Origin of the sequence: Carnobacterium gallinarum DSM 4847 (assembly GCF_000744375.1) — a bacterium.
GTDB lineage: Bacteria > Bacillota > Bacilli > Lactobacillales > Carnobacteriaceae > Carnobacterium > Carnobacterium gallinarum.
In genome coordinates this window covers 734,399-748,654 of the sequence record NZ_JQLU01000005.1, presented here as the reverse complement: position 1 = coordinate 748,654, position 14,256 = coordinate 734,399, and the positions used below count along the sequence as shown (strand labels likewise).

Below are 14,256 nucleotides of genomic sequence, written 5' to 3'. Positions count from 1 at the left end.
GGCAGTTTTTAATGAGAGCAGTAGAATTGCAAGACTTACTAGCAAAAATGACCCGTCAAGAAAAGATTAATCAGCTATTGCAGCTAGCAGCGGGATTTTATATTGATTTGGATGCAGTAACTGGACCAATCGAAGAGATGGGCTTAACAGAAGAAATGATTGATAATGCTGGAACAGTTCTAGGGATTTCTGGAGCAGCAGATGTGATTCAGACACAAAAAAAGTATCTAGCTAAAAACCGTTTGGGAATTCCGTTAATTTTTATGGCAGATGTAATTCATGGCTATAAAACAATTTTCCCTATTCCTTTAGCTTTAGGAAGTTCGTGGAATACAGCATTGGCTGAGGAAACAGCTAGAATTTCAGCTTTGGAATCAGCAGTTTCAGGATTACATGTGACATTTTCACCAATGGTTGATTTAGTTCGTGATCCACGCTGGGGACGCGTAATGGAGTCTACTGGTGAGGATGCTTTTCTAAATGCAGAGTTGGCAAAAGCTTTTGTTCGTGGGTATCAAGGGACTGATTTGACCCTAGATGTGGAACGAGTTGCAGCATGTGTGAAACATTTTGCGGCATATGGCGCACCAGTTGCGGGACGAGAATACAACACGGTGAATATGTCAGAACGCCAACTACGTGAGGCCTATCTTCCTGGTTATCAAGCGGCCTTAAATGAAGGTGCGAAGCTAGTGATGACAGCCTTTAATACAGTAGATGGTGTTCCTGCGACAGCCAATCAATGGCTAATGCGTGATTTGTTAAGAAAAGAATGGAACTTTGATGGTGTCTTAATCTCAGACTGGGGTGCAGTGAAAGAGCTAGTTCCTCATGGCGTTGCAAGTGATGAGAAAGAAGCGGCGATACTGGCTTTAAAAGCGGGTGTTGATATTGAAATGATGACGATGTGTTATCTGAATCATTTGGAAGATGCACTTGAAGCCGGTGAGATTGCAGAAAACTTAGTAGATGAAGCGGTTCTACGAATTTTGAATTTAAAAAATGACTTAGGTTTGTTTGAAAATCCTTATCGTGGAGCAGACGTGCAGCGAGAACAGGAGTTGGTTTTAAGTGACGCCCATCGTGAAAGTGCTAGAAAGGCAGCAGAAGAATCCATTGTCTTGCTGAAAAATTCGGGAATCTTGCCTCTGGCATCGCAGCAAAAAATTGCGTTAATCGGACCAGGAGCTGAATCAAAGGATATTTTAGGTGCTTGGTCATGGCAAGGTGAGTCTGAAAAAGCGATTTCTTTAGCAGAAGGTTTAAGAAAATATGTACCAGTTGAACAGTTGATGATTGCTAAAGGATGCGAGGTATTAACTGCAGGAAGTCAGACAGAAGTAGCGGAGGCACTTGAAATAGCGGAAGCTGCAGATGTGATCATTCTAGCGCTAGGGGAAAATTCAGATATGAGTGGTGAGGCAGCGAGCCGTAGCGATATTCATTTGCCACAAGTTCAGTTAGATTTATTTAAGCAACTGAAAAAATTAGGAAAGCCAATTGTTGTGACGTTATTTAATGGTCGCCCACTAGATATTAGCGAACTTAGTCAGTCAACAGAAGTAGCGGCGATTGTAGAAGCTTGGTTCCCTGGAACAGAGGGAGGGAATGCACTAGCCAATATTTTAATGGGAGCAATCAACCCTTCTGCCAAATTAAGCATGTCGTTTCCTTACAATGTTGGACAAGTGCCAGTTTACTACAATCCTGATAACACCGGACGTCCAGAAGTAGGTCGTTCAGCAGATGAAAAATATGTATCTAAGTATCTAGACATTCCTAATGAGGCTTTGTATCCATTTGGTTTTGGCTTAAGTTATACAAGTTTTTCGTATTCAGATTTACAGATTTCAACAACAAAATTAACACCATCTGAAACTTTGAAGATTCACGTAACAGTTAAAAATACAGGAAATATAATAGGAAAAGAAATTGTTCAACTTTATATTCGTGATGTAGTTGGAGAAGTTGTTCGACCGGTAAAAGAGTTAAAAGGCTATCAAAAAATTGAGCTAGCTGCAAATGAAGAACAAGTGATTACTTTTACGTTATCAGAAAATGAATTGTGTTACGTTCATCAAGATCTCAGTTTTAAGAGCGATACAGGTGAGTTCCATGTAATGGTGGGTCCAAGTAGTCACGATGATGGGTTATTAAAAACTAGTTTTACATTCATAAATTAAGGAAAAAGAGGAATTTATCATGGGAAATACGCAGAATTATATCCAATTACAAGCTGGTAAAACAGCATTTAGATTTTTAAAAAGTGGGGATATTTTTGATATCACTCATGGCGAAACAATGTACAACCAAGTCCAAACCAATATTCTTGATGGTTCTATGAATAATTTGTATTTGCGAGTGTTTAACGCAGATGGAATTCGTTATTTTCCTTTACTGGGGATAGCTTCTACGAGTACCTTTTACACGGGAAGCAATCAGAATCAGTTGAAGTGGTTAGGTGAAGTGGCAGGCGTATCTTATACAGTAATCTTTAGTTTGGCAACAGAAGGTATTTGGTTTTGGTCAATTGAATTAAGTGGCGCGGGTCTCCTAGTTGATGTTATTTATGGACAAGATGTTGGGCTAGCTGGAATTGGTGCGCTACAATCAAATGAAGCCTACGTGGGACAATATATCGATCACGCAGTATTTGAAGATGCTGTGAAAGGTTTTGTCGTCTGTTCAAGGCAGAATCAACCACAAGCAAACAATCAATTTCCTTATTTACAGCAAGGGAGTTTAACTAAAGCACAGGGTTATTCTACTGATGGATTTCAATTTTTTGGCTTGTCTTATAAAGAAAGCAACCAGCCAGCAATATTAAGTCAACTGACTTTAGCCAATGAAGTTTACCAATATGAAATGGCATACACGGCATTGCAATCTGGAAAAATTCAGTTGACAGAGGAACAGCCGCAACAAATAGTCTTTTATGGACTGGCACAAGAAAATCATCCAACAGCGCTGACAGAAATTGACTATCAAATGGAAGTGGATGACGCATGGGAACAGTTACAACTTGAAAATCCACCGATATTCAGTCAACAGCCACTTATCAAAAAAGCCGCGCAATTTGGTAAGGTGCTGCAAACCGAAGCCTTTACAGAAAAAGACATTCGACGTTATTTTCCAAATCGACAGGAAGAGGAATATAGTGAAAATCAATTGTTATCTTTTTTTACAGATGGACAAGCCCATGTTGTCTTGAAAGAAAAAGAACAACTTGTGGAACGTCCTCATGGACATATTTTATTTAGCGGGGCGCATTTAAAGATAAACGAAGAAATCTTAACGACAACCTCTTATATGTATGGTTTGTTTAATGCGCAAGTGGTTTTAGGCAATACTTCGATGAATAAGCTAATGAGTAATGCTCGGAATGCATTAAATGTGTTGAAGACTTCAGGACAACGGATTTATGTAGAATTAGATGGAAAGTATCAACTATTGGCGATGCCTGCTGCATTTGAAATGGGCTTTAACTATGGAAAATGGTATTACAAATTACAAGACGATATGTTAATCGTGACGAATTATACGACTGTTGATGCACCGAAAATTCAGTTAGACGTAGTTAGCGAAAGTGGAAAATCCTATCGCTATCTAGTTACCAATCAAATTACAATGAATGAAAATGAATATAAAGTACCATTCAAATTAACGAGAGAAGGGAATCTGCTGACAGTTAAAGCTGAAAAAGATTCGACAATGGCAGAAAAATATCCTGATTTAACCTATTATTTAGAAGTCGTACAAGCAGATTTTCAGTTGCAGGAAGATGCCTTCTTTTTGGAAACGGATGAGATAGATGCTTCAGAATCATTAGTGATTTTAGAAATCGCAGCAACGACCTCTTTCGGAATTAAGATTCAAGGAACAACGACGGGTGAGGCTTATGATGCAACAATGGAGTCATTTATGGCAGCAGTAGATCGCTACACACAGCATCTAGGAGAAGTGATGAATTACTTTGAACTGTACCATGAAAACCCTGAGATTCAACGTGAAGTTGCTCGTTTAAATACACTTGCCTGGTGGTACACTCATAATATGCTGGTTCATTATCTAGTTCCTCATGGTTTAGAGCAGTATGGTGGTGCCGCTTGGGGAACTAGAGATGTCTCCCAAGGTCCAGTGGAGTATTTCTTTGCGACCAATCAAACTGAAGTCGTAAAAGAGATTATTCAAACTTTATTTGCGAATCAATTTGAAAATGATGGCAATTGGCCTCAATGGTTTATGTTTGATCGTTACGAAGAAGTGAAGGCGGAGGAAAGTCATGGAGATATCATTGTTTGGCCTTTGAAAGTGGTTGGGGATTATTTGAAACGAACCAATGATTTTTCCATTTTGGCAGACCAGATTCCTTATGCGGATCGCGAAACGAATCAAAAGACAACGTATACAGCTTCATTATTGGAGCATCTTAGAAAAGAAATCGACTATATTCGTACTAATTTCTTAGTAGGCACGTATTTATCTTGCTATGGAGATGGGGATTGGGATGATACGTTACAGCCTTATGATAGTAATTTGAAAAAGAATATGGCAAGTAGTTGGACAGTAGCGTTGACGTATCAGGTCTTGAAACAATTAGCGGAAGTTTTGCAAGAAGTGGTGCCAGATTTAGCAGAGGAATTAACTCATTTAGTAGCTGGAATTGAAAAAGACTTTAAAAAATACATGCTAGCAACGGATGTCATTCCCGGCTTTGTTTATATGGAGAATCCAACAGAAGTTGAATTAATGATTCATCCGACTGATACAAAAACAGGGATTCAATATCGTTTATTGCCAATGACGCGAAGTATGATTGGTGAGTTGTTAACGCCTGAAGAAGCAGATGCTCATTATCAAGTGATTCAAAAAGAGCTATATCATCCAGACGGTGTGCGTTTAATGAATCGTCCAGCAACGTACCATGGAGGCGTTAGTACGAACTTTAAGCGCGGGGAACAGGCGGCTAACTTTGGTCGTGAAGTTGGCTTGCAGTATGTTCATGCTCATATTCGTTTTATTGAAGCAATGGCTAAATTAGGCAAAGGTGATGAAGTTTGGCGTGGTTTGTCGATTGTGAACCCCGTGCAAATCCGGGATGTAGTTCCTAACGCGAAGTTTAGACAAAGCAATGCTTACTTTAGTAGCTCAGATGGGGACTTTAGAGATCGCTATCAAGCGCAAGAAAGATTCGGGCAATTAAAAACGGGAGAAGTTGCAGTTAAAGGCGGTTGGCGGATTTATTCTAGTGGACCGGGAATTTATATGAATCAACTGATTTCCAATGGTTTAGGAATTCGTCAAGATGCTACGCATGTAATTTTTGATCCAATTATGACAACAGAAATGGATGGTCTAATCTTCCATTATCATCTGTTAGGACAACCAGTGGAAATTCATTATCATGTAAACGAACAAGTGCAACGAAAGGTTCAGATAAATGGAATTGAAATTCCTGTTGAGCTTGGGAAGAATCGTTATCGTGAAGGTGCTTCTATGATTGAGCATAACCTAGTAGAAGCTGCGTTGAAACAAGGAAATCGAATCGATATTTACGTATAATAAAACAAACTTGCGGATACACACAGTTGTCGAATGAGAATTGTGTGTATTTGTTTAAATCAATGTGATCGATCTTAAAATAAACCAAAATCGGAGAAGAAACGTTCCGAACTTTCGTTGTTTGAAGGATCGTGGAATGGTATAATTACCGAAAGAAGATTCGGGTTTAGGTGTAAAAATAAATAAAAAAAGGTAGGAGGAAAGCATAATGGTAGGAATTAAGGACATTGCGAAAAAAGCGGGTGTGTCGATATCAACAGTCTCGTATGCTTTAAATGGCAGTCCTAAAGTCACAGAAGCAACGAGAAAAAGAATCACAGCCATTGCTGATGAGCTTCATTATGTGCCAAACATGGCAGCTCGTACCTTAAAAAGGCAACAGACGAACATCATTGGCGTTTATTTAACGAATTATGGCGGTTCGTTTTATGGGCAATTATTAGAAGGTGTTATGGATACTTTATTTGCAAAAGGATATGAAATGATTGTCTGTTGTGGCGATAAATCTCATCTATTTTTGCCAGAGCGCATGATTGATGGAGCAATTATTTTAGATTCGACCTTTTCTGATGAAGAGATTATGCGTTATGCTAAACGAGGACATCAGATTGTTGTGCTGGATCGTGAATTGCCACACAAAAACATTCGGAAAGTTCTGTTAGATAATAAAGCTGGTGCGACATTGGCGATTGATTATTTAAAATACAAAAGTCAAAGACCTTTTTATTTGTTGACTGGACCGGTGGATTCTCACGATAGTCGGGAGCGTCAAAAAGCTTGTGAGCTGGAATTGGAACGTGAAAATACGCCTTACAAGATTATTCAAGGAGATTTCACGGAACAAGCTGGGCAGTTAGCAGCAGCTAAAATACATGCAGAATATCAAGAGCCAGTAGCGGTTTTTTCATTAAATGATGAAATGGCCATTGGAATGTATAAATATTTTGCTAAAACTGATTTATCAATTGGAAAAGAAATTGATTTAGTCGGATTTGACCATACGACGGTTAGTGAGTTTTTAACACCTAGTCTGGCCACGATTGAATATTCTAAACACAAATGGGGTTCAGTTGCAGCCAGTAAGTTATTAGATTTAATCCATGGAGAACCAACTGAGGATGAGTTGATATATACAAGTTTGATTCGTGGCGATTCCGTTTCATCGAATACAATTTAGTAAATGAATAGGGGAGTGAATGATAGTGGCAGTTCTTTCAAGCAGTTTTTCGTCAAAAGTATTGGATATTCGGACATCATTTCATGTTATTTTACCGGAGGAATTTGAAGGCCGTTTGCCTGTATTGTATTTATTGCATGGTTTATCTGACGATGATACCTCTTGGTTACAAAATAGTTCGATTGCTCGCTATGCAAATAAAATGGCTATCGCAATTGTTATGCCGCAAGTTCAGCGTAGTTTTTATGCAGATATGGTAGAGGGTGGAGCTTATTGGACCTTTTTATCAGAGGAGTTGCCAGCATTAATTCAGCGTTGGTTTCCAATCTCACAAAAGAAAGAAGAAACGTTTGTAGCAGGTTTGTCGATGGGCGGTTATGGTGCGTTAAAATGGGGGCTGAATTATCCCGAGAAATTTGCTGGGATTGCCTCAATCTCTGGCGCAGTTGATTTGGTAGGACTATGGAAAGATGATGCTAGTCGTAACCGAGAGTTTACAAGGATTTTCGGTTCATTGGAAGAATTGGAAGGCAGTCAGAGTGACTTAGTTTATTTAATGAATCAAGTGAAGGGACAATCGAATGTTCCAGAAATTCTTCAAATCTGCGGAAGGGAAGATTTTCTTTATCACTATAATGTGAAATTTTCTAAGCAGTTAGCGGATTTAGATTTTGACTCTAGTTGGATTGAAGCACAGGGAACTCATAATTGGGAGTTCTGGGATTATTATATTCAAACGGTTTTAGAGTGGATTGAAACGAAATTAAAAAAGTGAGATACCTTAAAAAATGCCTCTCTTGTTGAGTTCAAGTAATGTACCGACCCCAAAAAGTTAGACCAAAAATCTAACATTTGGAGGTCGGTATTTTTATGGGAAAATCTAGTTTTGAATTCAAATTGAAAGTTGTACAAGAGTACAAAAAAGACAAAGTGGCTATACTTTGTGAATAAAAAGAAGGCTCAGCGGTTCATTCAAAAATTGAAGATACAAGTAAATTCATTCACTCGAAAATCTCGTCGCTACTCTTCCTATCGTGGAAAAATTGGTACAGTCGCTAGAAATAAAATCTTTTGCATGTGAAAACGAATTAAGCATTCAAATTAAAAGGATGTGGCTTATGTATTAAAGGATAAAACAAGTTTGGTTTCCTAGTTGTATTCCTGAAGAGATTTCTCTATAATCAAAGAGTCTCAAAGTAGGAAGTTTCCATAGACTCTAAACTAAATGCGGATAAAGAGTGAGTGAGGAACCTTTTAGTCAATTTATGGGTAGAAATGAAGAAGAGAAAATGGAATCGTTCAGTTGGAGGGAACCTTGTGAAAAAACGGAAAATTCAGATAGCAGTTATTTCATTATTAACAGTACTCACTTTTGGTGGTGCATTTTTAAATAGTAAATTTGCGCAAGTAGCGACGTCTAATACTAGTGAAACCAAAACTCAGGCAGAGAAAAAAGTAGTTAAAGCAGAGCCAAAGATAGATTCTAAAAAAATAGATAAAGTAGAAAAAGAACAGGAAAAAGTAAGTGGAAGTTTAGAAAAAAAGAGTGAGAGTCTTGCAGAAAGCTCTAAAGAAGTAGCCACAGAAACTCAATTAACACAGCAAGATAAGGATAAGGCGACTTCAAGTACGACCGAAGCGAGTCAGGATAATCAGAATCAAGCAACGACTGTGACACCTAATAGTGATATGCCACAGCGTCCAGTGGTAGAAGCAAAAGATGAGCCAACTGTACCGCCAAGTACACCAGCTCAACCAGAAGCACCTCAACCAGAGCCAGAAGTTAAACCAACACCGGAGCCTAAAAAGGAAGTCCGTTTCTCCATTAGAGGAACCGTAGCTAATTCAAGTAGTTACGTGGTTAGTTCACAGCAAGTGACAATCAGTGAAGGCCAAAGCGTCATGGATATTCTATCTAAATATTGTCGGGATAACGGGATTCAAGTAGGAATTCGTGGAGGCTCATATGTGGCTGGAATTAACAATTTGTATGAATTTGATAAGGGAGCGGAAAGTGGTTGGCTATACCGGGTGAATGGTGTCTTTCCAAGTTACGGAGCTGCTCAGTATTCAGTGCAAGTTGGAGATAGTATTGACTGGTTGTACACCGAAAATATGGGGAAAGATGTGGGAGCGCCGCAGGTATAAAAAAGTAGCATATTTTTGACATTTTCCAATGAAAAGAAAAAAGTAGAACTTAAAATTGAAAGGGGAAAGCCCTATCTTTAAGTTCTTTTGTTGTTTATTTTGGTAAATGTTTATTCAGAGGAAGTATGTAAATGCTACGAATTAAGTGAGGAAGTAATTGTTTTATGAAAAGTAAAAGAGTATAATTTTCTGCTTTACTAAAGCGGAGCTTGTATCTCTTAAAAAATTTACCTATAATGAGTGCTAGAAAGTATAAAAATGACATGTATTAGGAATCAGGGAAAGAGGTGGAAATCCTCGACAGCCTCAATCTACTGTCAAAATGCTGAAATCTCAAATGCCACTGAATAGTTTATCATTCGAGAAGGTAAGAAAGTAGGCTGAATTTGAGTGAGGATAGCTCTCTTGGTGCCGGTAGGTTACTATAATTCATCGGATAAAGCAAAACACAATCGTTTCTTTTTTAGGATGAGTCTATTTCTAGTTGTCCTTTTATAATTATTGGATGTCTGTTTTTGTGTTTCTAAATAGGATTTGGAGGAGAATGAAGTGAAAAATATGAAACAAAAATTGATGACGATTTTTGCGACAATCACGTTAATGGTTAATTTGGTGGCAGCCCCTGTAAGTGCAGCTTATGCAGCAACATTAGACGAAGCAATTGATGGAGCAACTGCAAAAATGTTATCGGATGGAGCTATTAGCTCTGACTGGGAAGCTCTTGCTGTCGCTAGATCAAATACACCCGCAAGTAAAGAATTGCGTCAAGACTATTATAATCAAATCGTCACATATTTGAATACGACGGATCGTCTTTCAGCAACAGATTATGAGCGAACAATTATTGGTGTAGTATCTGTTGGTGGAGATCCAACAAATATTCCTGAAGCCAATGAACATAAGAATTTGGTTGAAGAGTTGTACCGTATGAACGTAATAAACAACGGTACAAATGCAATCATATATGGTCTTTTAGCTTTACAAACAAAAGAGTATGATGTCCCAGCTGATGCGGTTTTTTCTATTGAAGAGTTAGTTGTAAAATTAGTTAGCTTACAAAAATCAGATGGCGGTTGGGCTCTTTTTGGTTCAGCAAGTGATATTGATATTACTGGAATGGCTATGTCTGCCTTAGCAAAATATCAAGATTTGCCAGGAGTTATGGATGCGATAGATGATAGTATCAATTATTTATCTACTGTTCAGTTAGATTCAGGTGGTTTTAAAGGCTGGTCGAACGAGAACTCAAATTCAATTGCGCAAGCGATTATGGGAATAACAATGACTGAAAATGATCCAACTGATCCAAGATTTACGAAAAGTCACAATGCAATTGAGGCTTTAATGACGTATCGTGTTGATGATGGTGGATTTAAATGGTTATTAACGGATACAGGAAGTAATGGAATGGCTTTAGAACAAGCTTCATATGCTTTAGCACAATATAAAATGTATGATCAAGGTGCAGAATTTATTTCTATTTATGACTTTGTGAATAATCCAGTGCCACAATTAGTAGATGTGCCTATTGTGCCGGATCCAGACCCAGATCCGAATCCAAATCCAAATCCAGACCCGATGCCGGACCCAGATCCGATACCAGATCCAAAGCCGGACCCAACACCAACACCAGATCCAAAACCTATACCAAATCCAGACCCAGACCCGAATCCGAATCCAGTAATATCGGAAAAGCCAGTGATTACTGAACCGACTGTTGTGAAGGAGACAAATAAATCCGATTCAGATAATGGAAATCAAACAAATTATCCAAAAGTAGCAGTGAGTGAGTCAAAGGTTTTCCCAAAAACAGGTGAAACGAACGAGTTTGGTACAGCGATTACTTTGATTGGATTTAGCGCTGTTTTAGTTGGTTTATTTCCTTGGTATGGTATGAAAAAGAAAAAAATTAATCAAGTTTAATTTTAGTGCGTTTATCACAATTTATGCTTCAAATAAAATAGTTGTCTATTTTATTTGAAGCTTTTCTATAAAAAAATTCAAGAAAAAATACTTAAAGAAAGGAGTGGAGAAGTGCAGACAGCATTAAATTCAGTTCATCCAGTTACTAGTTTTTGTTATTATATCGGTGTTATCTTGTTAAGCATGCTATTTTTGCATCCGGTGTTTTTAATTTGCGAGCTACTTATTTTAGTTGCCTATAATCTTTGCCAAAAAAACGGCGAAAAAATGCGAAAAATGTTGCAAGGGTCATGGTTTTTTATCTCAGCAATTGCCATTATTAATCCATTACTGAATCATCGTGGTAGTCATTTTTTATTCTATTTGGGTCGAAATCCAATTACGCTAGAAGCCGTAGTTTATGGTATATTGATGGCCTTATCTTTTAGTTGTTTATTGATTATTTTTATTTCTTACAATAGTGTAATCACCAGTCATAAATTCCTCTATTTATTTTCAAGAATATCGCCACAAGTCGCCTTGTTAACTATGATTACGATTCGTTTTGTACCGTTATTTATTCGGCGATTAACCACCATAACAGCAATTCAGAAAACACGTGGAATTCAGATGGAAACTGGAAAAATCAAAACCCGAGCCCATAGTGGGATGCGTTTGGTTCAGATTTTACTAGTCTGTTCCTTAGAAGAAGCCTTGCAAACTGCAGATTCGATGGAAGCTCGGGGATATGGTGTGAAAAAACGTAGCACGTATCTAAGGTATCGATTTGATATGCGAGACATTCTTAGTTTGATTTTTGGTTCTGTTATTTTGATTAGTTGTATTGTTGGCAAATTAAATGGATTTGGTGAGTTACAAATTTATCCTGAACTAGGAACACTAGGCTTAACGCTAATCCAGAATCAGTTGTTATTGGTTTTAACGCTGTTATTTGTAAGTTATCCGCTTATTTTGGAAGGGAGGGAATTAGTATGGTGGCATTGGCAGAAATAAAGGATTTAAGCTTTACCTATCCGGAAGAAAAGGCAGCAGCCTTAGTTATGAATTCTTTAGTAATTGAAGAAGGTGATTTTTTAGTATTAGCTGGTTCTTCTGGAAGTGGAAAAACAACTTTGTTGCGTCATTTGAAAAAAGAATTATGGCCAATTGGTCAACGAACAGGTAGTTTACTTTACCAAGATGAGTTGTATCAGAATCTATCTGATAGTCGATCAGCAACGGAAGTCGGAATGGTTTTTCAAAACCCAGAAAATCAAATTGTGATGGATAATGTCATGAGTGAATTAGCCTTTTCATTAGAAAATATTGGTTGTCCTCCTAAAACGATTGAGAAAAGAATTGCAGAATTAATCAGTTTTCTAGGCTTTCAAGACTTATTACAGCAATCGATTCATACCCTTTCTGGCGGACAAAAACAGTTAGTAAATTTGGCAGCCGTCTTGATTCTTCAACCTAAACTATTAGTTTTAGATGAACCGACTGCACAACTTGATCCGATTGCTACACGAGATTTCTTAGGATTATTAAAAAGAATTCATGAAGAACTTGGTATAACTATTGTTATGAGCGAGCATCGACTAGACGAAGTGATCCCGCTAGCAACAAGATTAGTTGTGATGGATCAAGGAAAAATTATTGAAAATAGCCAGCCGATAACAGCGATTAAGCAATTATGGCAAACTGCTAGCAAGCGGTTATTTATTCCGCAAATTCCACGTTTATTCTTGGAAATTCAATCGGAGTATCTGCCTTTTTCGGTGCTAGCAGGTCAGCGGCAATTACCTGCCTTACGAAGTGATTTGTCAGCTGAAATGAAACAGAAACAAGAGGGGGAAAAAGAGAAGAAACAGGATTTTTTAGTAGCAAAAGCAATTGCTTTTCAATATGAGAAGAATGGGCACTTTATTTTAAGAGAACTGAATTTTTCTGCTGAAAAAGGTGAATGGATTGGGATTGTCGGGAAAAATGGAACAGGAAAATCAACTTTTTTAATGATAGTAGCAGGATTACTGAATCCTCGAAGAGGCAAGGTAACCTTTAATGGAGAGAACTTAACGAAAATTGCATTAAAAAGACGTTATGAACGAATTGGATATGTCTCTCAAAATCCCGCGTATCATTTTGCCTATGATACGGTTTTTGATGAATTTTATCAACGTAGTTTACAACTTAATTTAAGTCAGCCTGAACAAGTAGCAAACGAGATGCTAAAGGAGCTAGAGATAGAACACGTTACTAGAAGACATCCTTTAGATTGTAGTGGTGGCGAGCAGCAACTAGTCGCACTAGGTTTAGCCTTATTGTCAAAACCAGAGATTCTTTTATTGGATGAACCGACAAAAGGGTTAGATCCTGTTCGGAAACATCATTTGTCAATAGTGTTAACAAGGTTAAAAGAAGCAGGTACCACTATTGTCATGGCAACTCATGATATGGAATTTGCCGCTTCTTATGGCACGCGTGCAGCGCTGTTATTCGATGGGAAGATTCTTTCAGAGGGATTGGTTCATGATTTCTTTAGTGATAATTTCTTTTACACAACAGCGATTAATCGTTTAGTGCGTAGGGAACTGCCACGAGCTTTGACGTGGGAGGATGTGATTCCATATGTGGAAAGTTAAACAGAATTTATGGGGATTGCTATTTTTTCTGATTGTCATGTTAACTTTGTCTGTAGCTATCAGTGATAAATATTATTTACTAGTCAGCTTTTTATTCTTAATCGCAACAATGGTGCCGTTATATCACCGTTTTGAAAAGAAAAAAATTCGTTCACGAGAGATTGTTTTTATTGCAGTACTTGGAGCGATAGCAGCGACAAGCCGGGTTCCGTTTGCAATGATTCCAAGCGTTCAGCCGACAACTTTTGTCATTATTGTATCGGCAATGGTACTGGGGAGTGAAAGTGGTTTCGTTGTTGGTGCTACGGCAGCACTAGTTTCAAATATGTTTCTTGGTCAAGGTCCATGGACGCCGTGGCAAATGTTTTGCTGGGGGATGGTTGGTTTTACAGCTGGTCTATTAAAAGATTCGTCAATCTTGAAAGAGATGTGGAGTCGTCTCGTGTTTGGATTTGTTTGGGGTTTCTTATTCGGTTGGATTATGAATCTATGGTATGTAGTGGCTTATATCCAGCCTTTGAATTGGATTGCATTTGTTCAAGCGTACGCTGCAAGTTTTTATTTTGATTTGGCCCATGCCCTCTCAAATGTGTTTTTCTTATGGCTATTCAGCCCCTCGTGGTTAAAAATTATCCGTCGTTTTCAAAAGAAGTACGGCTTGGTAGATTTAGAAGGAAAATGAAGCTGATTCAGTTGATTGGTTAATCATAGATAAAGGATAAATCTAATTTATCCTTTTAACTTGTGTTTGTTTTTTCTCAAAATTTATATCAAAATCTATATATCTATAACGATGGTTATTTTTTGGTTCAAGCTAGGAGTGGT

The 14,256-nt window shown here is 37.9% G+C and carries 9 protein-coding genes and 1 riboswitch; all 9 genes read left to right on the top strand.

The features are described from left to right. The first annotated feature begins 11 nt into the window (after positions 1–11). The 9 genes from bglX to BR43_RS08315 all read left to right on the top strand — a co-directional run bounded on the left by bglX (position 12) and on the right by BR43_RS08315 (position 14,113). Positions 12–2,183, top strand: a complete 2,172-nt coding sequence (bglX, locus tag BR43_RS08355; RefSeq protein WP_034561053.1) for a beta-glucosidase BglX — start codon at positions 12–14, stop codon at positions 2,181–2,183. Between the two features lie 19 nt (positions 2,184–2,202). Beyond that, positions 2,203–5,562, top strand: coding sequence for a GH36-type glycosyl hydrolase domain-containing protein (locus tag BR43_RS08350; protein WP_034561051.1), 3,360 nt, complete (start codon positions 2,203–2,205; stop codon positions 5,560–5,562). A 208-nt stretch (positions 5,563–5,770) separates the two neighbouring features. Then, positions 5,771–6,739: a LacI family DNA-binding transcriptional regulator gene (locus BR43_RS08345; RefSeq protein ID WP_034561049.1), complete on the top strand. Its 969-nt coding sequence runs from the start codon at positions 5,771–5,773 to the stop codon at positions 6,737–6,739. A gap of 25 nt (positions 6,740–6,764) precedes the next feature. Beyond that, positions 6,765–7,514, top strand: coding sequence for an alpha/beta hydrolase (locus BR43_RS08340; RefSeq protein ID WP_034561047.1), 750 nt, complete (start codon positions 6,765–6,767; stop codon positions 7,512–7,514). A gap of 542 nt (positions 7,515–8,056) precedes the next feature. Then, positions 8,057–8,887: a DUF4430 domain-containing protein gene (locus BR43_RS08335; RefSeq protein ID WP_034561045.1), complete on the top strand. Its 831-nt coding sequence runs from the start codon at positions 8,057–8,059 to the stop codon at positions 8,885–8,887. A gap of 222 nt (positions 8,888–9,109) precedes the next feature. Continuing rightward, positions 9,110–9,309: riboswitch (cobalamin riboswitch) on the top strand. A gap of 136 nt (positions 9,310–9,445) precedes the next feature. After that, on the top strand, positions 9,446–10,810 hold the full coding sequence (locus tag BR43_RS19870; protein ID WP_245617896.1) for a prenyltransferase/squalene oxidase repeat-containing protein: 1,365 nt from the start codon (positions 9,446–9,448) through the stop codon (positions 10,808–10,810). 111 nt (positions 10,811–10,921) lie between these two features. Next, positions 10,922–11,803 carry an energy-coupling factor transporter transmembrane component T gene (locus tag BR43_RS08325; protein ID WP_034561040.1) on the top strand — a complete coding sequence of 294 codons (882 nt, stop codon included), beginning with the start codon at positions 10,922–10,924 and terminating at the stop codon, positions 11,801–11,803. Further along, positions 11,782–13,431, top strand: coding sequence for an ABC transporter ATP-binding protein (locus BR43_RS08320; protein ID WP_034561038.1), 1,650 nt, complete (start codon positions 11,782–11,784; stop codon positions 13,429–13,431). Before BR43_RS08325 ends, BR43_RS08320 begins: the two co-directional genes overlap by 22 nt. Beyond that, positions 13,418–14,113, top strand: a complete 696-nt coding sequence (locus BR43_RS08315; protein WP_034561036.1) for an ECF transporter S component — start codon at positions 13,418–13,420, stop codon at positions 14,111–14,113. Before BR43_RS08320 ends, BR43_RS08315 begins: the two co-directional genes overlap by 14 nt. Positions 14,114–14,256 lie beyond the last annotated feature (143 nt).